This is a genomic window from Bacillota bacterium (assembly GCA_013177945.1).
GTDB lineage: Bacteria > Bacillota > DSM-12270 > Thermacetogeniales > Thermacetogeniaceae > Ch130.
This window is the reverse complement of sequence record JABLXW010000013.1, coordinates 143,189-167,554: the sequence shown is the minus strand read 5'-3', so window position 1 is coordinate 167,554 and position 24,366 is coordinate 143,189. Positions and strand designations below refer to the sequence as shown.

Genomic DNA, 24,366 nt, shown 5'->3' with positions numbered 1-24,366 from the left:
CGGCTTTAACCTGTCGGGGAAGGCTCAAGCAATTTGGCCACTGCATCCAGAATTACTCCCGCGAGTTCCTTTTTTGTCATTTTAGGAAGATCAACCGCCGCCCCGCCGGGGTACAGAAGAATCGCGATGTTGGTGTCCGCTCCAAACCCTGCTCCTTCCCTGGTAAGGTCATTAGCCACCAGCAGATCAAGATTTTTCTCTTTTAACTTTTCTTCAGCATTGTGTAAAATCCTTTCCGTCTCGGCAGCAAAACCAACCAGAATCTGGTCACCTCTTTTATGCTTTCCCAAATAAGCCAGAATATCCGGCGTTTGTTCCAGTTCAAGAACCAGGGCTTCCTGTTTTTTAATCTTCGTCTGAGCCTTTGCCCGGGGGCGGAAATCAGAAACTGCTGCTGCTTTGATCACGACATCGACCCCGGGAAAACGCGCGACCACGGCGTCGAACATCTCCTGTGCGGTTTCTACAGGAACCAGTTCCACACCCCTGGGAGGTTCCAGATCTGTGGGACCGCTCACGAGAATTACTTCGGCGCCCCTTTCCCGCGCCGCCTCAGCAATTGCATAACCCATTTTACCCGAACTGTAGTTGGATAAAAAACGCACCGGGTCGAGGGGTTCCCGTGTGGGGCCGGCAGTCACAAGGATGCGCTTTCCAGAAAGGTCCCTTTTGGGGTTGAGAATTCTCTCTACAGCTTCGACAATCTTTTGAATCTCCGCAAGCCTCCCTTTTCCCCTGACCCCACAGGCCAGCCTTCCCGTATCCGGCTCGACAAAAGAGTACCCAAAGCTTTGCAAAAACTTCATATGATGCTGGAAAACAGGATTTTCGTACATTCCTTCGTTCATTGCCGGAGCAATCAGGACAGGTGCTCTGGTCGCGAGTATTGTTGCGGATAGAAGATCATCGGCCAGCCCCGCGGCAAGTTTACAAATAAAATTAGCGGTAGCTGGGGCTACCAGCACAAGATCGGCGCGCTGCGCAAGGCTGATGTGTGAGATCTCCCAATCCCTTGGAGGTTCAAACATCTCATGGTAAACGGGGTTCTGGGAAAGAGTCTGGAACGTGAGAGGAGTGATGAATTTTGTCGCGGCGCGGGTCATAATGACATGAACCGAGTAGCCCCGCTTCACCAGGGTACTTGCCAGTTCTGCTGCTTTATATGCCGCAATGCTGCCGGTCACTCCTAAAACAATGGTCTTCGATTTCAACTGTAATCATCTCCTGTTTTCCTTATCCGTACCGCGCCTACTTGGTCGCCTTGCCCTTGGGGCGCTCCACCTTTAACTTACCTGTAGCAATTTCCTCAAGAGCAACGGTAACCGGCTTCAGAGCACGCGGCTCTCCGCCGGGACGGCTGATTTCATTAAGAATGCGCGCCCTTTTTGCTGCTACCACCACCAGTTCGTACTTACTGCTCATCTTTGTCATCAAAATATCAAGGCTCGGCTGTTCCATGACGGTCTCCCCTTTCTGCGTTCAAGCGCTCTTTTTCCTTCTCAATAATACTCAGTAATTCGGCCAGGGCACGTTCTTCTCGATCATTGACTACGACGTAGTTGTAATCTTTTGCAGCCTGAATCTCTGCCGGGGCAAACTTCAACCGTTTCCGGATCGTTTCTTCAGTATCTGTTCCCCTTTTCGTGATTCGCACTCCAAGTTCTTCTAACGAGGGAGGGGTGATAAAAATAAGCAATGCCTGAGGGAAAATTTTCCTCACCTGCTGAGCCCCTTGAATATCCAGTTCCAGCAAAACATCTTTTCCCTCACGAAGCCAGGTTTCAACCGGCCGCCGAGGGGTGCCGTAATAATTCCCGTATACTTCTGCCCACTCGAGAAACTCTCCGGCCTGCAGCTGCTTGAGGAAATCGGCCTCTGTAATAAAAAAATAATCCACCCCGTGGATTTCACCCGGACGGGAGGGGCGTGTTGTCACTGAAACCGAATACATTAAATCGGGAAGTGCCTGGCGCAGTCTGTTGCATAAAGTGCCTTTTCCTGAACCCGAGGGTCCTGAGATGATAATGAGAAGGGGCTTCGCGCTCAATTTTCTTGGGGCTCCCTGCTGCGGAATTTATTCTTCAGGCTGCTGGGCAGGCACTTCCTTGACGGAAAGACGATGAGCCACGGTTTCGGGCTGAACGGCAGAAAGAATGACGTGATCACTGTCGGTAATAATAACGGCTCTGGTTCTTCTCCCGTACGTAGCATCAATCAGCATCCCCCGGTCCCGTGCTTCTTGAATAATGCGCTTGATCGGTGCCGATTCCGGACTTACAATGGCAATAATCCGGTTCGCGGAGACGATGTTTCCGAAACCAATGTTAATCAGCTTAATGTCCATAATTTACCTCCCTCGCATGGACCACACCAGAAACTACTCGACGTTTTGAGCCTGTTCCCGCATCTTCTCCAGTTCACTCTTGATTTCAATAACCAGGGGCGAAATAATCTGATCTGCTGCCTTTGCTCCAATCGTATTGATCTCCCGATTCATCTCCTGCAGTAAAAAGTCCAGTTTTCTTCCCACGGGCCCTGGGGAATTCAGCATCTCCGCCAGCTGCTCAAGGTGGGAGGATAAACGCACCACTTCCTCCGCAATACTGCTTCTTTCTGCATAGAGAACTACCTCGTTTAAAAGCCGGCCCTCATCAACCTCAAATTCCCCTAGAAAAGCTGCCAGGCGGTTTTTAAGGCGAGACTTCATCTCCTCGCTCAGGAAAGGTGCACGCTGCTTGATCAATTCGAGAGACTTCGCAATCTGGATTTTCCGCTGGATAAAATCCTCGTACAGCCGCGCTCCTTCCCGCGTCCGCATTAAAATCAACTGATCCAGAGCCCCGTCCAGGGCCTTTTTCACAACAGGCCAGAAGCCCTCCAGATCTTCCTCCTGTTCCTCCACAAGGATGACATCAGGATACTGGGCAAGCTGATGAAGATTCAACTGAAAATCAATTTTCAGCATTTCAGCTAATTCCCTCAAGCAATTATAATATGCAACAACCAATTCTTTGTCAAGCTTGACTTTACGCTTTTTTTCGCGGTAATCCACAATGTTGACATAAATATCCAGGTGGCCGCGGGCCACCCTTTTTTGAACCTCCTCCTTAATCCGTTCCTCCAGGAAAAGGTAGGGCCGGGCAACCCGGATCACGACTTCGCAAAACCGGTGGTTTACGCTCCGAATTTCCACGGTCGCCCGCAGGCCCTCCTCTTCCCACTCACCCCGACCAAAACCCGTCATACTCTTCAGCACAGCAAACACCTGGTTCGCGCAATTCAATTTTAAGACCCTTTCGCTTAAACCAGGCTTTCCACTCTCCTTCCTGGTTATTTCAAAACTGTTATGCAAACTTAAAAAAAGCTCCCAAAAGCGCGCCGCATACGGTTGAAGGCTTCCTCAATCCGGCCCTTTTCGGTAGTTAAAGCAATGCGGAAATAGCCCTCGCCGTACCTCCCGTAGCCGATTCCTGGCGTAATCACAACACCCGTTTTCTCCAGAACCAGTTCTGCAAAGTCGGTTGAAGTGTAGCCGGGTGGAACCGGCACCCAGATGTAAATCGTTGCCTGGGGCAAGGGAACTTCCCAGCCCAAACTGCGGAGTCCGGCAACTGCAGCATTCCGTCTTTCTTCATAAACCCTCCGCATCTCCTGAACACAATCCTGGGGTCCCTCCAGGGCGCTGATCCCTGCGTATTGAATCGCCTGAAAGACGCCAGAATCAAGGTTGGATTTCAATTTCCCCAGGGCCCTGACCACTTCCGGTTTGCCGGCTGCCCAGCCCAAACGCCACCCCGTCATATTGTAGGTTTTGGAAAGAGAGTGGAACTCGATCCCGACATCCTTTGCTCCCGGTACTTCAAGAAAACTTGGCGCCACATAACCATCGAAAGTAATCTCCGAGTAAGCTGCATCGTGGCACACCAGGATGTCGAAATCGCGCGCAAAGGCAACCACATCTTCAAAAAATTCTTTCGTTGCGGTGGCACCTGTCGGATTATTGGGATAATTGAGAAACATCAACTTTGCTCTCCGTGCTACCTCAGCAGGGATGCTGCTCAAATCAGGAAGAAAACCGCGATCTGCACGGAGGGGCATCAGGTAGTTTTCCGCCCCCGCCAGAGCAGCACCGATCCCGTAAACAGGATAGCCGGGGTCGGGGATGAGGGCCAGGTCGCCGGATTCCAGGTAACAAAACGAAATATGGGCAATTCCTTCCTTTGACCCGATCAAACTAACGACTTCATTTTGCGGATCGAGATCAACTCCGAACCTCCTCCGATACCAGCCGGCTACAGCAGTCCGAAATGCCAGCAACCCGGTTGAGGTTGGGTAGCGGTGGTTTTCGGGCACCTGAGCCTGCTCAATCAAAGCCCGAACGATGTGGGAGGGTGTGGGGCGATCAGGGTCTCCGATCCCCAGATCAATAACATCAACCCCCCGCTTTCTGGCATCCTCAATTTTTTGCTCAATTCGGGCAAAAAGGTAAGGCGGCAAAGAGGCCAGACGTTCTGCTTCTTTCATCCAGTCAGCTCTCCTCTCCCCTTAAAGTTGATCCAGAAAAAATTTGCTCAAAGTGCCTTGAAAAACTTCGGAGGCGGGGCCCGTCATATAGACATGATTATTTTCGGCCCATTCTACGAAAAGCTGCCCTCCCGGCAAATTTACCCGAACACGGGAACCCGTCCTTCCGGTGAGAACTCCGCCCACAACCGAGGCGCAGGCCCCCGTCCCGCATGCCAGGGTCTCGCCTGCCCCCCGCTCCCAGACGCGCACAACAATCTCCTCCGGGCTCAGGACCTGGATAAATTCTACATTTATCCGCCTGGGAAAAAGCTCATGGTGCTCCAGACGAGGGCCCAAATTCCGAACCGGAACCTGGGAGACATCGGGTACAAAGATCAAACAATGGGGGTTGCCCATGGAAACAGCAGTATACTTCAAAGATTCCCCGTCAACCCTGATTTCTTCTTCAATCACCCTTGTCCCCGCGGGGCCCAGCACCGGGATCAAACCCCGCTCCAGAACAGGTTCACCCATGTCCACCCGCACCGCAGTAACACATTGATCCTCCAGGATTATTTCGGGAACTTTTACTCCCGCCTTCGTTTCGATTTTAAAGGCCCGCTCCTGAACAAGACCCCGTTCGTATGCATACTTCGCCACACAGCGCAGCGCGTTTCCGCACATTTCGGCTTCTGAACCATCGGGATTAAAAATCCGCATGGCCAGAACCCCCCGGGTTCCCGGCGATAAAAGAACCAGACCGTCTCCCCCTACTCCAAAATTCCGGTCGCAAATCCGGCGGCCAAAAGCCGGCAGTTTTTCTTCAGAAAGAAAGCCAAGCTCCGCAGATTCCACGAGGATAAAATCGTTCCCCAGGCCCTGCCATTTCGAAAAGTTCACTTTATTTCCCCCTCGCAAGGCTTAAATTAAAGGCGACCAGGCGGTGCCGAAACATGCCGTAGACCCAACGGATGATTCCGTTTCCGATGGTTGTCCCTCCTGCAGCCAGAATGATCAGCGCCCACTCGCCAGCCGTGAGAGGAACGGTGTGAAAAATCCTTTGACAGGCAGAAAAATAAATCACAGCCAGCTGCATCATCAGGGAGCAACCAACTGCCCCTAAAAGATAAAGATTAAAAATCCTTACCTCAAAAAGGGACCGCTGCTCGGAGCGGCAATCGAAGACATGGAACAGCTGGGCCAGTACAAGGCAACTAAAGGCAGCGGTTCGCGCCCGTGCCAGGTCACCGCTGTAGTAAAGGACGCCTGCAAAAATCAGGATCGAGCTTAACGCAATCAAAAATCCCCAGGCCAGAATTTTTCTGGCCAGGCCCCGTGCGAAAATATCTTCACCCGGAGGGCGGGGCGGTCTTTCCATGAGATTCGAGTCTGAGGCATCCAACCCCAGCGCAATTGCCGGAAGGCCATCTGTTACTAGATTAACCCATAAAATTTGAATCGGCAAGAGGGGAAGAGGTAATCCGGCCAGTGTTGCGAAAAACATGGTCAAAACCTCCCCAATATTGCAGGCAAGAAGATAGCGGATGAATTTTCTGATATTCTCGTAAATCCCCCTTCCCTCTTCGATCGCCCTTACAATCGTATTCAGTTCGTCATTTACAAGGATCACCGCCGCCGCCTCCCTGGTTGCATCCGTCCCGCTCCGCCCCATGGCGATTCCAACATCCGCTTCTTTTAAAGCAGGGGCATCGTTGACCCCGTCTCCCGTCATGGCGACAATCTCCCCGGCCCTCTTGTAGGCCTGAACGATGCGGAGCTTATGGAGAGGAGAAACCCTGGCAAAAATCTGAACCCGGTTTAAATTTTTTACTAATTCTTCCTCGCTCATCTCTTCTACTTCCCGGCCCGTGAGGACGGTTTTCTGATCCCCCCCGGCCAGCCCAAGCTCCTTTCCAACAGCAAGGGCGGTAAGGGGGTGATCGCCGGTAATCATCACAACCTTGATTCCCGCTTTTCTGCAGATCTCTACAGCACGCCTGGCGGCAGGGCGGTGGGGATCCTTTATTCCCGCTAAACCGACGAAAGTTAAATTCTGCTCCAGTTTTTCCTTCTCCTCAGCCCGGCTTCCCCCAGTATGGTAATCTACTTCTCGATAAGCAAAGGCCAGGACCCGGAGCGCCCGGCCGGCCATGTTCTGCCCCTGCTCCAGGATCTTTTCCTTTAAGGAAGAGGTTAAAAGAATTTCCCGGCCTCCGCTCAGAGCGGTCCGGCAACGGGCCAAAATCACTTCAGGCGCACCCTTTACTAAGACACTTCGATTGCCCTTCCGGTTCCGGTAGATCACACTCATCATCTTCCGTTCTGGCGTAAAAGGAATCTCATCGAGCCGCGCCCCGTACCTTCGTTCCAGGGTTTCCCTCCATACTCCTCCTTTTGCTGCCGCAACAAGCAGGGCGCCCTCGGTGGGATCTCCTTTAACTTCCCAGCGCCTCCATCTTAAAAAGCCGGGCCGGGTGACTTCACCCCGGCACAGTTGGGCGTTATTACAAAGAGCTGCCATCTCCAGAAAAAGAAGCAGTTGGGGATGATCCTGAACCTCAACCCTCTGCATCTCTTGATCAAAAAAATCGCCTACCGGCCGGTAACCGGCTCCGGAGAGATAGAATTTACAATCAGGGAAAACAACTTCCTGAAGGGTCATTTCGTTTTGCGTGAGGGTGCCTGTTTTATCGCAGCAGATAACCGTGGTGCACCCAAGCGTCTCAACAGCGTGCAACTGGCGCATAATTGCAGCCCGCCTGCTCAACCGCTGCACTCCGGTCGCAAGGGCGATGGTCACAATTGCAGGCAAGCCCTCGGGGATCGCCGCAACAGCAAGGCTTACCCCGGACAAAAACATCTCGTAAACCGGTTCTCCCCGCATGATACCTGAAACCGTAATCAAGGCGCAAAGGGCAAGACAAACCACAACCAGCACTTTTCCCAGCCTTTCCAGGCGGCGCTGGAGGGGGGTGGGACCCTGTTCGACCTCCTTGAGCATCCCGCAGATCTTTCCCATTTCCGTGTTCATTCCGGTGCCCACGACAAGACCCTGACCGCGTCCTTTTGTAATCAAGCAGCCCTGGAAAACCATGTTGAGCCGGTCGCCAAAATTTGCATGAACAGGGAGAACTACTCCTGCATCTTTGGAAACCGGTTCCGATTCACCGGTCAGAATTGACTCCTCGACCTCCATACCGATTGCCTGGATCAGGCGGAGGTCTGCGGGGACGCGGTCCCCCGCCTCCAGTTTCACTAAATCTCCGGGCACCAGTTCCGTTGCAGGAATGCGCACCTCCAAACCGTCTCGAACTACCGTCGCTTCAGGAGATGAAAGCTGCTTTAGAGCCGCGAGGGTGCGTTCCGCCCGAAACTCCTGGATAAAACCCAGGCAGGCGTTAAGAAAAATTATCGCCACAATGGTAAAGGCATCAGCCGTTTCCCCTAAAAAAAGGGAAATGACGGCGGCTCCGCAAAGCACCACCACCATAAAATTTTTAAACTGGGAGAAAAAAATGAGCCAGGGGGAAACCTGCTTTTGTTCGGCGAGCTTGTTGGGGCCAAAAAACCTGAATCGGCGCGCAGCTTCTTTAAGAGAAAGCCCTCTCTCGAGATCGGTAACCAGGGTGTCGACAACAGTTTGAATCTCCAAAGCATGCCAGGCGGGACCCTTTTCCATCAATTGCTCCCTCCGGTATCTTTTTCTACAAATTCATATTCAGGGGGAATTTAGAAAATACCGGAGCTTTAAACCAGACCGTCCCGTCCGGGCAAAATCTCGCAAAAGAGGGAAAATGCAAGGAGAACCAAAGGCAAATGCTTGACGGGCAGGAACCAAGGGGCTTATACTGCAAAGGGAATTACCAAAAGAGCGGGCCGAGAAAAGAGGATTTTCATGTCACCGGATGGAGTTACGCTCTCCTTAATCGTACGGGAACTTCAGGAGCTTCTGATTCAGGGAAAGGTCGAAAGGGTCTTCCAGCCCGAACAGCACGAGATCATCCTGAACATCCGCCGGCCGGGGCAGGGTTACCGCCTTCTCCTCTCCGCCCAGGCAGAGGGGGCGCGGGTCCACCTGACGGAGAAAGAAAAGAAAAATCCCCCGTCTCCCCCCCTCTTTTGCCTCGTGCTCAGGAAGCACCTTGAGGGGAGCCGCCTGCTGCGGATCGAGCAAATTGCTCTCGACCGCATCCTCAGGTTTACCTTTACCCGGCTGGAGGAAAGCGGCGTCTCGCAGGAGCGCACCCTGGTCGTCGAAATCATGGGAAAGCACAGCAACATCATTCTTCTCGAGCCGAAAACAGAAACAATCATAGACGGGATCAAACGCTACTCCCACGCTTTAAGCCGTTATCGGGAGGTCCTGCCAGGCCGTCCCTATCTTCCCCCTCCCGCCCAGGAAAAGATCCACCCGCTCGACCTTGATGAAGATAAATTTCGCGAGACTTTGCTCAAAGGCCCCTGGGGGGAAACGCTTGCCGAACTTCTCACGCACCATATTGCAGGGATCGGGCCCGTCCTGGGGCGCGAAATTACGGTGCGCGCCGGCCTTGACTGCGACCTCCGCCTGGAGTACTGCGGTGAACACGAACTCAGGGCGCTTTGGCTGGCGTTCCAGAAGCTGGTTCCTCCCCTGCTTCGCGGGGAATCCAGGCCAACCCTGATTTACGAGGGAAACCGCCCGATCTGTTGCGCTCCTGTTCCCTTAGTCCAGTATCAGGGCCTCCGTGCGGTGGCCCAGCAATCGATGAATCAGGCCCTTGACCAGTACTACGCCGCCCGCCAGGAACTCGGCCGCTTTCAGCAGCTCCTGAGTACACTCAAAAGCACGGTCAAGAGAGAAGAGGAGCGCTGCCTCAAGAAAATCAGTCTTTCCCGGCAGGCACTGGCAGAAGCAGAAAAGGCGGAAAAGTACCGCCTGCAGGGAGAAATGCTCCTTGCCCACCTCCACCAGATACCCCGCGGCCAGGAGCAGGTAGTTCTTCCCAATCTTTACGACCCGGACGCCCCTCCCGTTGAAATCGAACTGAACCCGTCTCTGACGCCAAGCCAGAATGCCCAGCAGTTGTTCCGCAAGTATGCAAAGGCGCGGAACACCCTCAACTTCGCAAAGAAACAGATCGCGCAGGCGGAGGAAGAACAAAAGTACCTGGCCAGCATCCGCAACGCCCTCGACCAGGCCGAAACCCTCCAGGAACTGGATGAAATTAGAACAGAGCTGGAGGAGGAGGGGTATCTTAAGGCTAAAAACAAGAAGCAGGTGAAAGGAAAAGGGCAGACTTCAAAACTGCGGCCCCAGATCCTTCGGTTTACCTCACCTGATGGATTCGAGATCCTGGTTGGCAAAAACAACAGGCAGAACGACTACCTCACCATGCGCCTGGCTAAAGATGAGGACCTCTGGCTTCATGCAAAAGACACGGCAGGAGCCCATGTGGTTGTGAAGGCGCAGCCGGGAAGGACTATTCCGCCGGAAACTCTGGAACAGGCGGCGCGCCTTGCCGCCTATTTCAGCGAGGCCCGCCACTCCTCCAAGGTGCCTGTGGACTACACGAACCGCAAAAATGTCTCAAAACCGACCGGGGCGCGTCCGGGTTTTGTCATTTACGAAAATTACGAAACCATCTTCGTTAATCCGGAGGAGCCCGAAAAAGCGCCGCGTCTTTCCAACCCGGAAGGTTAGGGGCGGCGCTCCTCTACCTGTATCTGTTCCCTGCTCCCCGGCTTCAACAGCGGTTTTCCTTCCCGGCAAAGGGGGCATGACTCCGGGGAGTAGGTTGCAATCTGCAACGTCAACAGGGCATGAAAGGGGACATCGAAGTCCAGGCTCCCGGTGCGGCGGTCCACCAGAGCGCCGATTCCAACAACTCTTGCGCCCGCTTGCCGCATTACCGCAACCACCTCGCGGGTTGAGCCCCCGGTGGTAACAACATCCTCAACCACAAGGACGTTTTCACCGGGTGCCACCGCAAAACCCCGGCGCAAAGTCATCACTCCCTGCTCGCGCTCGGTGAAGAGCGCCCTGACCTTCAAGGCCCGCGCCACTTCATGCGCCACCAGGACCCCCCCTAAAGCCGGGCCCACCACGAGGTCCACGGGAAGGCCCCGGAAGCAACTTGCAAGCCTTCTCCCCAGGTCCGCGGCCACTTCGGGGTACTGGAGCACCCGGGCGCACTGGATGTAGCGGTCGCTGTGAAGCCCCGAACTCAGCAGGAAGTGACCCTCCAGCAGGGCCCCGTGCTGCCGAAAAACTTCTAACAATTCCTGTTCCGGCATGCCAAACCCTCCTCCATTTCCCTGATCAAGGCCAGAGCAGCCCGGCGCGGCTCCGGAGCCTGCAAGATCGGCCTCCCCACCACCAGGTAGTCGGCCCCGGCCCGCAGGGCCTCTCCGGGCGAGCTGACCCGTTTTTGATCATCTCCTCCCGAACCGGCCGGACGGATGCCCGGTGTGACGATTAAGAAATCGGGGCCGCACCGGTTTCGAATTGCCGCGGCTTCCCGGGCAGAAGCAACAACCCCGGAAAGGCCGCAGCTCTTTGCCAGCTCCGCCCAGAAGAGCACCTGTTCCAGGGGTGAACGGAAAAGGCCCAGGTCGTCTTTCAGCTGTTCGGTCCCGAGACTTGTCAGGACGGTAACCCCCAGGACCCTGGGAGCCTCGCCGGCCCCTGCCTCCGCCCGGACGGCCTCCACAACAGACCGCAGCATTTCCCTCCCCCCGGCGACGTGGACGGTAAGCATCGCAGCTCCCATCCTCACCGCTGCCCGGGCGGCCTGCGCTGCGGTCCGGGGGATGTCGTGGAACTTCAAATCGAGAAAAAGGCGCGCCCCCTGCTCCCGGATCATGGAGACCACCGGGGGGCCGTAGCGGCAGAAAAGCTCCAGTCCAACCTTGAAAAACCCCACGCAGTCCCGCAGTTCCCCCACAAGAGTCTCTGCCTGCTCTCTTGTTTCAACGTCAAGGGCGACAATCAACCGTTCTCGAGCATCCATAAAAAGGTCCCTCCTTCCAGGCAGCACCGATGAGCTCCTGCCAGTTTTTAACTTTGTTCTTGATGCAGTACTGCTCCAGTTCGGCAAGAATTTTTACTGCAGCCAGGGGGTCCCGGAAGTGCGCCGAACCCACCGCAACTGCGGAAGCTCCTGCCAGGATAAACTCGAGGGCATCGCTGCCCGTACAGATCCCTCCCATCCCGATGATAGGCAGATCCACCGCCCGGGCCACCTGCCAGACCGCCCGCACCGCCACAGGACGAATGGCAGGGCCGGACAGGCCGCCCATGATGTTGGCCAGAACGGGCCGCCTGGTATTGACATCGATGGCCATTCCCAGCAGGGTGTTGATCAGGGAAAGAGCGTGCGCCCCGGCTTCTGCAACCGCCCTCGCAAGGGCCACGATGTCGGTGACATTAGGGGTGAGCTTCACGATCACCGGCAGGGGGGTTGCTTTTACAACCGCCTCCACAACCTCGGCAGCAAGTTCGGGCGCGGTTCCCAGGGCCATCCCTCCCGTTTTCACGTTGGGGCAGGAAATGTTCACCTCAATCCCTGCGATCCCCGGAACCGTGAGGCGGGAGGCCAGCGCCGCGTATTCCTCAACGGTGAAACCGGCGATGTTGGCGATGATGGGGACTCCGAAAGCTTTCATCGCCGGCAGGATTTCACTGAGAAAAACTTCCACCCCGGGGTTCTGCAGCCCGACCGCATTGAGCATGCCCGCCGGGGTTTCGCAGACGCGGGGAGGAGGATTCCCGGGGCAGGGCTCCAGGGTTAGCCCTTTGGTTACAAGGGCGCCTAATTTACTTAAATCGAAAAAGGCGGCGTACTCCGCGCCGAAACCAAAAGTACCGGAGGCCACCATCACGGGATTTTTCATTTTTATCCCGGCGATTTCCACGGAGAGGTCAATCACAGAATCACCTCCCAGGCATCGAATACCGGCCCTTCCCGGCAAACCCGCAGATAGCGCGGGGCCTCCCCTGCTCCCTGGCAAACGCAGCCCAGGCAGGCACCCACTCCGCAGGCCATTCGCTCCTCAAGGGCGATTTGCGCCGGAATTCCGGTTTCCTTGCTGATTCTCTGAACCCCTTTAAGTACGGGGCGGGGGCCACAGGCGTAAATCCCATCCCAAACACCTTCCCTCAGTTCATCGTACAAAAGTTCGAGAACTGTGCCCCTCCTTTCTGTGCTGCCATCCTCGGCAACGGTTTTGACGGTCCCGTACTCCATAAAGGCCCCGGAACGAAAGATCTCCGTCCTCGTCCGCGCCCCGATCAGAATCGCAAGTTTCCAGTCCAGGGCGGCCAGCTCCCCGGCCAGAAAGAGGAGGGGAGCAACTCCAACCCCTGCCCCTACCAGCAGTCCCTTCTTTCCTCTCCCTGGATAGGTAAACCCGCGCCCTAAAGGCCCCAGCAGGGAAACCACATCGCCTTTGCGTCTTTCGGCAAGCCATTGGGTCCCGATTCCCCTGACCCGATAAAGAAAGCCGACCTCTCCCTGCTCCCTCTTTACCTGGTGGATGCTTAAAGGGCGCCTCAAAAAAGGGTCATACCGCGTCCCGCAGCCGATCAAGACAAACTGCCCGGGCGCCGCGGACCGGGCAATCTGGGGCGCGGCCAGGAACAGAAGAAGGCACCCCGGGGCGACACTGACCTGTTCAAGAACCGCACATTGATATTCTCCCGGCTGTTTTCCCACGATTTTCCTCATCCTTTCCCGAGTGCTTTCGCAAAACCAGGCGCAGTATACTCATCCAGAGCGATAATGGCGCTTTTTCCGCCGCTCTGCAAAAAGTGGATCACCCCCAGGAGGGCTCTTGCGGTATCCAGTGAGGTGAGACAGGGGATGCCGTGTTCTACGGCGGCCCGCCTGATCTGGAACCCGTCCCGAGCCGGCCCCTCCCCCCCGCTGAGGGTATTGATCACAAAATTCACCTTTCCCTCCCTGATCAGGTCAACCACGTGGGGAGAGCCCTCTTCAATTTTGCGCACTTCCTGAACTTCGATGCCGTGCTTCCTTAAAAAGCGCGCCGTTCCCCGGGTGGCATAGAATTTAAGCCCCAGCGAGGCCAGACCCTCCACGATCGGAAGGGCTTCTTCTTTATCGCGGTCGGCAATGGTGACAAGCACCGTCCCGGCGCGGGGGATAGAGCAACCCGCCGCCAGCAAACCCTTGTAGAGGGCACAGGGCACGGAGGTGTCCACCCCCATTACCTCCCCGGTAGACTTCATTTCGGGCCCCAGGTAGGTGTCGACCTGGTGCAGCTTTCCGAAAGAGAAAACAGGAACTTTCACAGCCACCAGCGCACCGGGGTGGAGGAGTCCTCCTTCGTATCCCAGATCCCGGAGCTTTTTCCCCAGCATGACTTTTGTCCCCAACCGCACCATTGGAATCCCGGTGATCTTGCTTAAATAAGGAACCGTGCGGCTTGCACGGGGATTGACCTCAAGCACATAAACCTCATCCTGGTAATAGACAAACTGGATGTTGAGGAGGCCCCTGATCTCCAGCGCCCGGGCCAGCTTCACCGTGTTTTCTACAATTTTTGCCTCCACATGCTCCGGAAGGCGCGCCGGGTAGACCGCAATGCTGTCGCCCGAGTGGACCCCGGCCCTCTCAATGTGTTCCATAATGCCGGGGATTAGAACATCTTCCCCGTCGCAAACGGCATCAACCTCGATTTCTTTTCCCTGCAAATATTTATCCACGAGGATCGGATGGTGCGGGGAAACAGCGGCGGCCGAGGCCACAAAGGTCTTCAGATCTTCTTCATCATAAACGATTTCCATTGCCCTCCCTCCCAAAACATAGGAGGGGCGGACCAGCACAGGAAAACCGATCTCCCGCGCGATCGCGAGGGATGCTTCCAGCGAAGAGGCCCCCCGGCCGGGGGGTTTCGGGATCCCGAGCCGCGCCAGCAGCCTCTCGAACTTCTCGCGGTTCTCGGCTTCGTCAATCTTCTCCACCGGTGTTCCCAAGATCGGAACACCTGCCTCCGCCAGGGGCCAGGCAAGGTTAATGGCAGTCTGGCCCCCAAACTGGACGATTACCCCCTCGGGCCTTTCCCGTTCTATTACGTGAAGCACATCCTCCAGGGTGAGGGGTTCAAAGTAGAGCCTGTCTGCGGTGTCGGAGTCGGTGCTTACGGTTTCCGGGTTGTTGTTGATGATTAAAGCCTCAACTCCCTCCTCCTTGAGGGCCCAAACCGAGTGCACCGAGCAGTAGTCGAACTCGATTCCCTGCCCGATGCGGATGGGACCCGACCCGATTACGAGAACCTTGCGCCTGGAAGTGGGAATGGCCTCATTCTCAAGATCGTAGGTCGAATAAAAATAGGGAGTAACAGCCTCGAATTCCCCGGCGCAGGTGTCCACCATTTTATAGACGGGGTTGATTCCGTGCTGCACCCGGAAACCCTTCACCGCCGCAGGGTCGATGCCCATCAGCTCGCCGATCATCGCGTCGCTGAAACCCATTCGCTTCGCCCTGGCGATTACCTTCCGGTCGAACTGCCGCGCGTCTTTCATTTCCTTAAGGGCCATCTCGAGTTTGGTAATTTCTCTGATCTTGGCTAAAAAGAACCTGTCAATTCCGGTAAGCGCGTTCAGCTCTTCGATCTTGAACCCTCTCCTGATGGCTTCCGCAATCAGAAACAGCCGTTCGTCTGAAGGAGCAGAGAGCTTTGCGCGCAGCACCGGGGTCTCAAGTTCACACAGGCCCGGGAAAGACAACCCCGCTACCGAAAGCTCAAGAGAGCGGACGGCCTTGAGAAGCGCCCCCTCAAAGGTCCGGTCGATGGCCATCACTTCCCCCGTTGCCTTCATCTGGGTGCCCAGCGTGCGGTCCGCTTCCCCGAACTTGTCAAAGGGCCAGCGGGGAAATTTCACGACACAGTAATCAAGAGCCGGCTCGAAGCATGCCCTCGTTTTTCTGGTCACAAAGTTTTCTATTTCGTCAAGGTGAAGCCCCAACGCGATCTTTGCCGCAACGCGGGCAATCGGGTAGCCGGTGGCCTTGGAGGCCAGGGCGCTCGACCGGCTCACGCGGGGATTGACCTCGATTACATAGTAGCGGAAGCTTTCGGGGTCGAGGGCAAACTGGATGTTGCAGCCGCCCTCGACTCCTAAGGCACGGATGATTTTCAGAGAGGCAGTCCGGAGCATCTGGTACTCGTGGTCGCTCAACGTCTGGGAAGGAGCCACAACGATGCTGTCACCTGTATGGATGCCCATCGGATCGATATTTTCCATGTTGCATACGGTAATGCAGTTGTCCGCAGCATCCCTCATTACCTCGTACTCGATCTCCTTCCAGCCCGCCACGCTGCGCTCGATCAGCACCTGCCGGATCATGCTTAAAGCGAGGCCCCGGCTTGCAATCTCCCGGAGTTCCGCCTCGTTCCGGGCCAGGCCGCCTCCCGTTCCGCCCAGCGTGTAAGCCGGCCGAACCACCACCGGAAAGCCGATCTCGCGGCTGAAAGCAACGGCCTCTTCAACCGTACCCACCACTTTGCTCTCCGGCACCGGTTCCCCAATGGCCCGGAGCATCTCTTTGAAAAGCTCGCGGTCCTCGGCCCTTTTAATTGCCTCTAAAGGTGTTCCCAGAAGAGATACATGATACTTATCCAGGACCCCGGCCTCGGCCAGCTGCACTGCCAAATTCAGCCCCACCTGCCCTCCCAGGGTGGGAAGGAGGCCCTGGGGCCGTTCCCTTGCGATCACTCTTGTTAAAAAGTCCGGGGTCAGAGGCTCAATATAAATCCTGTCCGCCATCTCCAGGTCCGTCATGATGGTCGCAGGGTTGCTGTTGACCAGGACGACCTCGATCCCTTCCTCTTTGAGGGCCCGGCAGGCCTGAGTCCCTGCGTAGTCGAACTCCGCAGCCTGGCCGATCACAATGGGGCCCGAGCCGATTACCATTACCCTTTTCAGTTCCGGATTACGGGGCATGACTGGTTCCTCCTCTTCCAACCAGGCAAAATTTACCTGCTTTTTATTCAAGGAATGACATGAAACGATCGAAAAGATAAGTAGAATCCAGGGGTCCCGGGGCCCCCTCGGGGTGGAACTGGACCGAGAACACCGGGAGCTTCCGGTGCTTCAAACCCTCCACCGTACCGTCGTTTAAATTCCGGTGGCTCACAACAACTTCGCCGTGAGGGAGGCTCCGCTCGTCTACGGCAAAACCGTGATTTTGCGAAGTAATGTAAACCCGGCCCGTTTCCAGATCTTTCACGGGGTGGTTGGAGCCCCGGTGGCCGAACTTCAGCCTGTACGTATCTCCTCCGAAGGCGAGGCCCAGAATCTGGTGCCCCAGGCAGATGCCCATCAGAGGAACCTTCCCGATCAGCTTCCGGGTCGCCTCAACGGCATACCAGACATCTTTCGGGTCGCCGGGTCCGTTGGAGAGAACAACCCCGCGCGGCCGGTAGCTCAAGATCTCCTCGGCCGGAGTCCAGGCCGGGACCAAATAAACAGTGCAGTTGCGCTGCACCAGGGAACGCAAAATGTTGTATTTAACCCCAAAATCCACGACAACAACTTTAATGGGGCCCTCGCCCCAAACCCTTGCCCTGGGGGTGGAAACGGTGCGAACGAGGTCCTGTCCCGAGAGAGGTGGAGCCTCTCCTGCCTCCTTCACCAACCGGGCGGGATCCTGCTCTCCGGTTGCAATGATCCCCCGCATCGTACCGTAATTGCGCAGGCGTCTCGTCAAGGCCCGGGTGTCTATTCCGACCAGACCGATAATTCCGTACCGCCTGCAAAATTCTTCAAGTTTGATCCAGCAGCGCCAGTTGCTCGGATAGGTGCACAGCTCTTTAATGACGAAACCCCGCACCCAGGGCCTTTCCGATTCGAAGTCATCCCGGTTAATGCCGTAATTTCCCACCAGGGGGTAAGTGAGCACTACAATCTGACCGCAGTAGGAGGGATCTGTCAAAATCTTCTGGTACCCGGTCATTCCTGTGTTAAAAACGACTTCTCCGAATTCCTTTCCTTCGCTTCCAAAAGCCTTTCCCTGGAAAACCGTACCGTCTTCTAAAGCAAGGTATGCAATCATTTCAAGTTTAATTCCCTTCTCTCCTTCCGCAATCTTCTCGATGCATAACAATTTCCCCGGCGACGACCGTGAGCACGGGCCAGCCCCGGAGTTCCCAGCCGTCGAAGGGGGAGTTCTTGCCCAGCGAAACAAAGTCCTTAACCCGAACCAGAAGCTTTAAACCGGGATCGATCACCGTAAGGTTGGCCTCTTTTCCGGCTTCAATCACCCGCTCCGGCAGCCCCAAAATCCGCGCGGGGTTGAAGGCCATCTTCTGCACAAGCTGAACCGGGCTTAAAATCCCCCTCGCCACCAGGTGCTCCCACACCAGGGGTACCGCCGTCTCGAGGCCCGAAATCCCAAAGGGCGCGTAATTGAACTCTACCTCCTTTTCTTCGAGGGAATGGGGAGCGTGATCGGTGGCGATGACGTCAATCGTTCCATCCTGCAGCCCCGCAACCAGCGCCTCGATGTCGCGTCTCGTGCGCAGGGGAGGATTTACCTTGGTGTTGGTGTCAAACGTCTGGACCGCCTCGTCGGTCAGGCAGAGGTGGTGGGGAGTCGCCTCGGCGGTCACCCGGACGCCGCGCCTTTTGGCATCCCTGATGAGTTCTACCGAACCCGCGCTGCTCACGTGGGCGACGTGGAGGCGCGCCCCCGTCATTTCAGCCAATATCAGGTCGCGGGCCACATGAACCTCTTCTGCGGCGCGGGGAATCCCCCGCAGGCCAAGCACCGTGGAGACGAAGCCTTCGTGCATTACACCGTTCGCGCTGAGATTCTGATCCTCGCAGTGACTGATCACCGGGAGATCGAACATAAGACTGTATTCAAGCACTCGCCTCAGAACTTCACTGTTCATGATCGGGTTCCCATCATCAGAGAGGGCAACTACACCGGCTTCTGCAAGATCCCCGATTTCCGCAAGTTCCTCCCCTTTTCGCTCCTTGGTGGCGCAGCCCACGGGATAAACGGGAACAGGAGCCGCTCCGGCCTGCCTTTTGATGAACTCGATCACCGCCCGGCTGTCGGCCGGCGGCCTCGTGTTTCCCATGCAGACAACGGCGGTGAATCCGCCTCTTGCTGCCGCCCGCGCCCCCGTCAGGATCGTTTCTTTATACTCTTCGCCTGGCTCGCGGAGGTGGCAGTGCATGTCAACGAAACCAGGGCAAACGTAGCACCCATCTACCAAAACAACTTCTCCGGCAGAAGCGTCAATTTGCGGGGCAAGGGCGGCAATTTTTCCTCCTTCCACCAGCACATCAAGCCGGGACGTCGTGCCCTTTACCGGATCGACCACAAAGCCTCCTTTAAGAAGCAAGCTCATTAGCCTCACCCCCGCTCATCAGGAGATAAAGGAGCGCCATCCTTACCGCAACCCCGTTTGTAACCTGTTCGTTAATCACGGAATGGGGGCCATCCTGGACCTCGGGGCTGATCTCGATTCCCCGGTTGACAGGGCCCGGGTGGAGAACAAGGACATCGGGCTTCGCATAACGGAGTTTCCTCTCGTCAAGGCCGAAAAGTCTGGTATACTCGCGAATGCTGGGAAACAGGCCTCTCTGCTGGCGCTCCAGCTGGATCCTCAAAACATTGATCACATCCGCACCTTCCAGCCCCTCCTCGCACCTGTAAAAAACCTTTACCCCCAGATCCTGGATAAAAGGCGGCATCAGCGTGGGAGGGCCCACCACCCGCACCTCCGCCCCCATTTTGGTGAGACCCCAGATGTTGGAGCGGGCCACCCTGCTATGGGTAATGTCTCCGAGAATAGCGACTTTGAGCCCCGCAAGACGGCCCTTCTTTTCCCTGATCGTGAACATATCAAGCAGGGCCTGGGTGGGATGCTCGTGGGCGCCGTCTCCGGCGTTAATGACGCGGGCGTCGACCATCCGGGCCAAAAAATGGGGAGCGCCAGATACGGAATGCCTGATGATGATTGCGTCCGCCCCCATCACCTCGATGGTTTTTGCGGTATCCCTCAGGCTTTCGCCCTTTTGCACACTGCTCGTCGCCACCGAAATGCTTGCCGTGTCGGCACTCAGGTATTTGGCCGCCAGCTCAAAAGAAGTCCGCGTCCGGGTGCTCGGTTCGTAGAAAAGGGTAACTACCGAGCGCCCCCGCAAAGTGGGAACTTTTTTGATCTCCCGGGCCAGAATTTCTTTCATGGGCTCTGCGGTATCAAGGATCAGATTTATTTCTTCTACACTCAGATCCCGAAGGCCCAGAATATCTTTTCGCTTGAGCTTCAAATCCCTTCCCCCCTCTTTTTCCCCACAAAAAAACCTCCTTGCCTTCCTCCTGCGAGGCCAGACAAAGAGGTTTTTCTCCTTTGTGCGACCCCTTTTCTAGCCTCACAGGACTAGTTTGAAAGGGTGTAACCTCTTGCTTCACTCAACCGGCTCCTCTATCACCACTTTATCAACTCCATCCACCTCCTGGAGGTGAACGGAAATTACCTCTCTTCGTGAAGTCGGTACGTTCTTTCCGACAAAGTCCGCTCTGATCGGGAGCTCGCGGTGCCCCCTGTCAACCAATACAGCCAGCTGAATCAACTGGGGGCGGCCTAAATCCATCAAGGCATCTAATGCGGCACGAACCGTTCTTCCTGTATACAACACATCATCCACCAGAACTACTTTCTTGTCGGTAATGCTGAACGGAACTTCCGTTTTGCGGAGCACCGGATGGTACCCAAGCCTGCTCAAATCATCCCGGTACAGGGTGATATCAAGAGTCCCCAGAGGAACTGCAGTCCCCTCGATCTCTTTAATCTTTGCCGCAATCCGCTGGGCAAGGGGAACCCCCCGGCACCTGATACCGATCAGGACGAGGTCATGCGTCCCCTTGTTTCTCTCCAGAATTTCATGGGCGATTCGCGTCAAAGCCCGCCGGATGCCCTCGGCATCCATAATCTGGGCCTTCTCCTGCAGGGGCACCACAATCTCCTCCTTGCTGAAAACCTCACAAAAAAACCTGCTCTACAAGGTTCCTTGCAGGGCAGGCTTCTTTTAGACGGACTTCAGGCGCTTCCGGTATTTCGTCCTTGTCAGTCTCACGGGACTGACCTTAAAGGAACCTCTTAAACAGTATAACATCTTTTCAATCGATGTCAACCTTTCTGGGGTAAAACGATCTTCGTTCTGCACGGGGCGCTCAGGACTCTTAAAACCGCCGGTCTAAAAATGCGATGACACAGAAACAGCACTACAAAGTCCTACAACAAATCGCAAAGATCTGTCCTATCAGTTTTGACCCCGGAATTGGTGTTGTTTAATCCTTCAGGATGCGGAAAAGTAGGTAACGATATTCAATTAAGTTAAAGTCTTGATTAAAGACTTGACAGCCTGCCGGGGCCGGTATATTATAGTACTGTATTAACTGTATTAATGTTATTAATACAGAGAGGAGGTGCCTATGTTACAGCTGGACTTCAGGGATCGCCGACCCCTGCACGAACAGATCAAGGAAAAAATCAAGACGCTGATCATCAGCGGGGTGTTGAAGCCGGACGAGCGGTTACCCTCGGTGCGCGAACTCGCCCAGATGCTGACCGTCAATCCCAACACCATCCAGAAGGCCTACAAGGACCTGGAGGCGGAGGGGTTCATTTACTCCATCCGGGCCAAGGGCAGCTTTGTCGCCCCACAGGACCGGTCGGCCCACAACCCCCGGCGGGAGGAGCTGCTTCGGGAACTGGAAAAAACCGTTTCTGAGCTGATGTATCTGAACGAACCGCTCGAGCACCTGATGGAGGTCGTTCGCGCCATCTACAGGAAAGGAGGCCTGATTGAGTGATAGAGGTCAGAAAGCTCAGCAAGAGCTTTGGCAAAATCAAAGCTCTGGAGAACGTCAGTATCAATGTCAAGAAAGGCTCCGTTTACGGCTTGGTGGGGCCTAACGGAGCCGGCAAGACCACCCTCATCAAGCATCTGGCCGGTGTCTACCGGCAGGATGCAGGAACCGTCACCATCGACGGGCGGGCGGTTTACGAGAATCCCGAGGTTAAGGCGCACCTGGTTTACGTACCCGACGAGCTCTATTTCTTCTCCCAATACAGCATTGAGGAAACGGCCCGGTTTTATGCCGGCCTCTACCCCGCCTGGAGCTGGGAGAGATACCGGCTCTTGAAGCAGGTGTTCTCCATCGACCCCAGAAGAAAAGTCACCCGTCTGTCCCGGGGGATGCAGAAACAGGTGGCCTTCTGGCTGGGGATCTGCGCCATGCCCCGGGTGATGCTCCTGGACGAGCCGGTGGACGGCCTGGACCCGGTGATGCGGAAACAGGTCTGGAACCTGGTGCTTCAGGATGTGGCCGAACGCGAAACCACGGTGCTGGTCTCCTCCCACAACCTGCGGGAGCTGGAGGATGTCTGCGATCATGTGGGGATCCTGCACAACGGCACAATCCTGGTGGAAAGAGATCTCGATGAGTTAAAGACGGATATTCATAAAATTCAGGTTGCGTTTGCCGGAGAAGTGCCTCCAGACCTCCTTCAGACGGAAACGGTTCTGCACCGGCAGCAAAGCGGGAGCATCCTTCAGTTGATTGTGAGGGGGGATAAAGACCGGCTTCTGTCCGAGGTGCGGCGGGCCAACCCGGTCGTTCTGGATATTTTGCCGTTGACACTGGAGGAGATTTTTATCTATGAGCTGGGGGGAATCGGCTATGACATTCAAAGTGTCCTTATTTAGTAAAGGAGTGATTGCCAGCGATCTCAAAAGGTTCTGGTGGATCGGCGCCCTGTACGGCATCGCCCTGCTCTTAATCCTGCCCTTCGACCACATGATGAAGAATTTGCCCGTAGACAGTGAATGGGTCGGGGAAATGCTGCGGCGCTCGCTGGATATTTTCTCCGGCGGGAGCGGGCTGCAGGCCCTCCTGATCTGCACCGTGCCCGTCATCCTGGCAATGCTGCTTTTTCAATATCTACACAACGGACGGGCAACGGCAGTCCTGCACAGCCTCCCCCTCGACCGGAAGACCCTCTTTCTCAGCCACACAGCGGCGGGGCTGGTGCTGCTGCTCCTGCCCGTTTTGGCCACGGGCCTGGTGCTCCTGGCCCTGAATGCCGCTACCCATTTGAAGGAGTATTATACGGCGTGGGACATTCTCCGGTGGATGGGCATGACGGCCCTTTTCGACACATTAACCTTTTCCATCGCCGTTTTTGTAGGAATGTTCACGGGGAATACTGTTGCCCACATCATCTTCACCTACATCCTGCAGGTCCTGCCCAGCGGTTTGCACGTGCTCCTGTCCGAAAACCTCCGGCACCTGGTTTACGGCTATGCCGTCATCACCCAACCCGACAAACTACAGTATAATTTTCCTCTAATGGTGTTTGCCGGCGCCACTTCCAGGAATCTCTCCGCCGCCGAAAACGTTTCCGGAACCGTTGCGGTATACCTTCTGGCGGCCCTCTTCTTCCTGGCCGTCGCCCTCCTTGTTTACAGGTGGAGGCCCGCCGAAGCCGCCGGCGAGGTGGTTGCCTTTCCGGTCCTGCGCCCGGTTTTCAAGTACGGAGTGACCGCCTGCACCATGCTGCTGGCGGGAGCCTACTTTGCCGCCGCGTATCAAGGCGCTTTCCCCGTCATCGCCCTGGGCTACGTGCTGGGTTCCCTGCTGGGGTACCTGACGGCCGAGGCCCTGCTGCAGAAATCTTTGAAGGTCTGGTCGTCGTACAAGGGTTACCTGGGATATGCCGTGGTGGTGGCGGTGCTGCTGCTGGGGATTGCCACCGACGCCACCGGTTATGTGCACCGGGTTCCCGCCCCGGAAAAGGTGAAGAAGGTTTACTTCGGCACCAGTATCGGTGGTTGGATGCTTCAAGACGAGCAGGAAAGCACCGGAGAGCAAAACATAGGGTACAGAGGCGGCACCTTTTTCAAAGATCGAAACAACATCAAAAACATCATTCTCCTGCACCGGCAGTTGCTGAAGCATCCTCGCCCTAAAGAAGGGATTGACCATTACCTCGTTTATATCCTGGATGACGGCTATCTGGCCCGCCGGTATTCCTTCGACGAGAGGGATTACGCCTCCCTTCTTAAACCCCTGTACGAGTCCCTGGAGTATAAACAGGCCAGGTTCCCGGTGTTGGTGCAGAACCCTGCCAGGATAAAAATGATCGAGATCGACGATGACAGGACCCCAAAAGGGCCGATCTTCTTGGTAGACAAGGCTGAAATCGAAGAGTTTACCGCCCGGTTGAAGCAGGATTTGCTCAACACCACTTTTGAAGAAATGACCGCCGATACCGGAGAGCACCTGCATGCCAGCATCGTGTACTCCGCCGGAATGCCGGTAAACCATCCGGTTCCGGAATACTACAACCTTCGAACCAGTTACAGGTCGGCTGTTGCCTGGCTCAACGAAAAGGGGTATTATGAGAAAGTCGCGCTGCTGCCGGAGGAGGTCGAATATGCCGTCCTGGAATATCGCGTACCTCCCGAGGTTGATGAGACCGGCCGGGTGACCGGGCAGATTGAGATCAGGGACCGGCAGCTGATCGAGGAACTGCTCTACATATCCGGCCCCGAGGGCAGCCCCGGCCCGCGAAAAACCGTCGAAGTAACCTTTTACGGAAAGACGGCAGCGGGCGCCTTCCAGTACCACCGCTCCATCCGGCGGGATTGGCCGGCTTCGGAGGCGTTGAGAGAATACCTGGAACAGCTGGATTAATTAGTTCGGATCACACCCGAAAACCGTTAATCAGGCCGGGAGCAATGCACCTCCCGGCCTTTTTATCTCACCCCTTGCATCTTCGACGACATTTCTTGACTGAAATGTTTCGTATATAACCGGTGTGGTATAATTAAAA

21 protein-coding genes are annotated in these 24,366 nt (G+C 55.8%); 4 read left to right on the top strand and 17 right to left on the bottom strand.

Translation table 11 applies throughout. The features are described from left to right. Nucleotides 1–5: 5 nt before the first annotated feature. The 8 genes from coaBC to HPY58_09005 all read right to left on the bottom strand — a co-directional run bounded on the left by coaBC (nucleotide 6) and on the right by HPY58_09005 (nucleotide 8,185). On the bottom strand, nucleotides 6–1,211 hold the full coding sequence (gene coaBC, locus HPY58_09040; GenBank protein NPV29780.1) for a bifunctional phosphopantothenoylcysteine decarboxylase/phosphopantothenate--cysteine ligase CoaBC: 1,206 nt from the start codon (nucleotides 1,209–1,211) through the stop codon (nucleotides 6–8). 37 nt (nucleotides 1,212–1,248) lie between these two features. Next, on the bottom strand, nucleotides 1,249–1,458 hold the full coding sequence (gene rpoZ, locus HPY58_09035) for a DNA-directed RNA polymerase subunit omega (protein NPV29779.1): 210 nt from the start codon (nucleotides 1,456–1,458) through the stop codon (nucleotides 1,249–1,251). After that, nucleotides 1,439–2,047, bottom strand: a complete 609-nt coding sequence (gene gmk / locus HPY58_09030) for a guanylate kinase (GenBank protein NPV29778.1) — start codon at nucleotides 2,045–2,047, stop codon at nucleotides 1,439–1,441. Before gmk ends, rpoZ begins: the two co-directional genes overlap by 20 nt. Before the next feature lie 27 nt (nucleotides 2,048–2,074). Continuing rightward, nucleotides 2,075–2,344 (bottom strand): DUF370 domain-containing protein, encoded by a 270-nt coding sequence (locus HPY58_09025; GenBank protein ID NPV29777.1) that lies wholly within the window; start codon nucleotides 2,342–2,344, stop codon nucleotides 2,075–2,077. A 33-nt stretch (nucleotides 2,345–2,377) separates the two neighbouring features. Continuing rightward, complete coding sequence (locus HPY58_09020; GenBank protein NPV29776.1) at nucleotides 2,378–3,256, bottom strand: YicC family protein; 879 nt, start codon at nucleotides 3,254–3,256, stop codon at nucleotides 2,378–2,380. Between the two features lie 98 nt (nucleotides 3,257–3,354). Then, the gene (locus HPY58_09015; GenBank protein NPV29775.1) at nucleotides 3,355–4,524 is read right to left on the bottom strand and encodes an LL-diaminopimelate aminotransferase; all 1,170 of its coding nucleotides are present in this window, start codon (nucleotides 4,522–4,524) and stop codon (nucleotides 3,355–3,357) included. A 21-nt stretch (nucleotides 4,525–4,545) separates the two neighbouring features. After that, complete coding sequence (locus HPY58_09010) at nucleotides 4,546–5,406, bottom strand: diaminopimelate epimerase (protein NPV29774.1); 861 nt, start codon at nucleotides 5,404–5,406, stop codon at nucleotides 4,546–4,548. 1 nt (nucleotide 5,407) lies between these two features. Then, nucleotides 5,408–8,185, bottom strand: a complete 2,778-nt coding sequence (locus HPY58_09005) for a cation-translocating P-type ATPase (GenBank protein NPV29773.1) — start codon at nucleotides 8,183–8,185, stop codon at nucleotides 5,408–5,410. A 216-nt stretch (nucleotides 8,186–8,401) separates the two neighbouring features. On the opposite strand from HPY58_09005, the gene HPY58_09000 reads away from it, so the two are divergent. Then, the gene (locus HPY58_09000; protein NPV29772.1) at nucleotides 8,402–10,189 is read left to right on the top strand and encodes a fibronectin/fibrinogen-binding protein; all 1,788 of its coding nucleotides are present in this window, start codon (nucleotides 8,402–8,404) and stop codon (nucleotides 10,187–10,189) included. Here HPY58_09000 and HPY58_08995 read toward each other — a convergent pair. The 9 genes from HPY58_08995 to pyrR form a co-directional block, all read right to left on the bottom strand. Continuing rightward, complete coding sequence (locus tag HPY58_08995; GenBank protein NPV29771.1) at nucleotides 10,186–10,782, bottom strand: orotate phosphoribosyltransferase; 597 nt, start codon at nucleotides 10,780–10,782, stop codon at nucleotides 10,186–10,188. The genes HPY58_09000 and HPY58_08995 overlap by 4 nt on opposite strands. After that, nucleotides 10,761–11,498, bottom strand: coding sequence for an orotidine-5'-phosphate decarboxylase (gene pyrF, locus HPY58_08990; GenBank protein NPV29770.1), 738 nt, complete (start codon nucleotides 11,496–11,498; stop codon nucleotides 10,761–10,763). Before pyrF ends, HPY58_08995 begins: the two co-directional genes overlap by 22 nt. After that, on the bottom strand, nucleotides 11,464–12,417 hold the full coding sequence (locus HPY58_08985) for a dihydroorotate dehydrogenase (GenBank protein ID NPV29769.1): 954 nt from the start codon (nucleotides 12,415–12,417) through the stop codon (nucleotides 11,464–11,466). The genes pyrF and HPY58_08985 overlap by 35 nt, the downstream gene beginning before the upstream one ends. After that, nucleotides 12,414–13,214 (bottom strand): dihydroorotate dehydrogenase electron transfer subunit, encoded by an 801-nt coding sequence (locus tag HPY58_08980; GenBank protein NPV29768.1) that lies wholly within the window; start codon nucleotides 13,212–13,214, stop codon nucleotides 12,414–12,416. The genes HPY58_08985 and HPY58_08980 overlap by 4 nt, the downstream gene beginning before the upstream one ends. Then, complete coding sequence (gene carB / locus HPY58_08975) at nucleotides 13,211–16,453, bottom strand: carbamoyl-phosphate synthase large subunit (protein ID NPV29767.1); 3,243 nt, start codon at nucleotides 16,451–16,453, stop codon at nucleotides 13,211–13,213. The genes HPY58_08980 and carB overlap by 4 nt, the downstream gene beginning before the upstream one ends. 43 nt (nucleotides 16,454–16,496) lie before the next feature. Continuing rightward, nucleotides 16,497–17,564, bottom strand: coding sequence for a glutamine-hydrolyzing carbamoyl-phosphate synthase small subunit (gene carA / locus HPY58_08970; protein ID NPV29766.1), 1,068 nt, complete (start codon nucleotides 17,562–17,564; stop codon nucleotides 16,497–16,499). A 7-nt stretch (nucleotides 17,565–17,571) separates the two neighbouring features. Next, nucleotides 17,572–18,870: a dihydroorotase gene (locus tag HPY58_08965; protein ID NPV29765.1), complete on the bottom strand. Its 1,299-nt coding sequence runs from the start codon at nucleotides 18,868–18,870 to the stop codon at nucleotides 17,572–17,574. Further along, nucleotides 18,854–19,795 (bottom strand): aspartate carbamoyltransferase catalytic subunit, encoded by a 942-nt coding sequence (locus HPY58_08960; protein NPV29764.1) that lies wholly within the window; start codon nucleotides 19,793–19,795, stop codon nucleotides 18,854–18,856. Before HPY58_08960 ends, HPY58_08965 begins: the two co-directional genes overlap by 17 nt. 138 nt (nucleotides 19,796–19,933) lie before the next feature. Then, nucleotides 19,934–20,476: a bifunctional pyr operon transcriptional regulator/uracil phosphoribosyltransferase PyrR gene (gene pyrR, locus HPY58_08955; GenBank protein NPV29763.1), complete on the bottom strand. Its 543-nt coding sequence runs from the start codon at nucleotides 20,474–20,476 to the stop codon at nucleotides 19,934–19,936. A gap of 484 nt (nucleotides 20,477–20,960) precedes the next feature. Between pyrR and HPY58_08950 the strand changes: the two genes are divergently transcribed. Genes HPY58_08950 through HPY58_08940 form a run of 3 tightly spaced genes read left to right on the top strand, consistent with a single transcriptional unit; the run spans nucleotide 20,961 to nucleotide 24,227 of the window. Beyond that, entirely contained in the window at nucleotides 20,961–21,341 is a 381-nt protein-coding gene (locus HPY58_08950; GenBank protein NPV29762.1) for a GntR family transcriptional regulator, read from the top strand. Next, on the top strand, nucleotides 21,338–22,237 hold the full coding sequence (locus HPY58_08945) for an ABC transporter ATP-binding protein (protein ID NPV29761.1): 900 nt from the start codon (nucleotides 21,338–21,340) through the stop codon (nucleotides 22,235–22,237). The genes HPY58_08950 and HPY58_08945 overlap by 4 nt, the downstream gene beginning before the upstream one ends. Next, a complete protein-coding gene (locus tag HPY58_08940) occupies nucleotides 22,212–24,227 on the top strand; it encodes an ABC transporter permease (GenBank protein NPV29760.1) in 2,016 nt (671 codons plus the stop codon). Before HPY58_08945 ends, HPY58_08940 begins: the two co-directional genes overlap by 26 nt. Nucleotides 24,228–24,366 lie beyond the last annotated feature (139 nt).

Coding starts and splice junctions, on each gene's coding strand:
- rpoZ (NPV29779.1), bottom strand. CDS start 1,458: ATGGAACAGCCGAGCCTTGATATTTTGATGACAAAGATGAGCAGTAAG.
- HPY58_09025 (NPV29777.1), bottom strand. CDS start 2,344: ATGGACATTAAGCTGATTAACATTGGTTTCGGAAACATCGTCTCCGCG.
- HPY58_09015 (NPV29775.1), bottom strand. CDS start 4,524: ATGAAAGAAGCAGAACGTCTGGCCTCTTTGCCGCCTTACCTTTTTGCC.
- HPY58_09005 (NPV29773.1), bottom strand. CDS start 8,185: ATGGAAAAGGGTCCCGCCTGGCATGCTTTGGAGATTCAAACTGTTGTC.
- HPY58_09000 (NPV29772.1), top strand. CDS start 8,402: ATGTCACCGGATGGAGTTACGCTCTCCTTAATCGTACGGGAACTTCAG.
- HPY58_08995 (NPV29771.1), bottom strand. CDS start 10,782: ATGCCGGAACAGGAATTGTTAGAAGTTTTTCGGCAGCACGGGGCCCTG.
- pyrF (NPV29770.1), bottom strand. CDS start 11,498: ATGGATGCTCGAGAACGGTTGATTGTCGCCCTTGACGTTGAAACAAGA.
- HPY58_08980 (NPV29768.1), bottom strand. CDS start 13,214: ATGAGGAAAATCGTGGGAAAACAGCCGGGAGAATATCAATGTGCGGTT.
- carB (NPV29767.1), bottom strand. CDS start 16,453: ATGCCCCGTAATCCGGAACTGAAAAGGGTAATGGTAATCGGCTCGGGC.
- carA (NPV29766.1), bottom strand. CDS start 17,564: ATGATTGCATACCTTGCTTTAGAAGACGGTACGGTTTTCCAGGGAAAG.
- HPY58_08965 (NPV29765.1), bottom strand. CDS start 18,870: ATGAGCTTGCTTCTTAAAGGAGGCTTTGTGGTCGATCCGGTAAAGGGC.
- HPY58_08950 (NPV29762.1), top strand. CDS start 20,961: ATGTTACAGCTGGACTTCAGGGATCGCCGACCCCTGCACGAACAGATC.
- HPY58_08940 (NPV29760.1), top strand. CDS start 22,212: ATGACATTCAAAGTGTCCTTATTTAGTAAAGGAGTGATTGCCAGCGAT.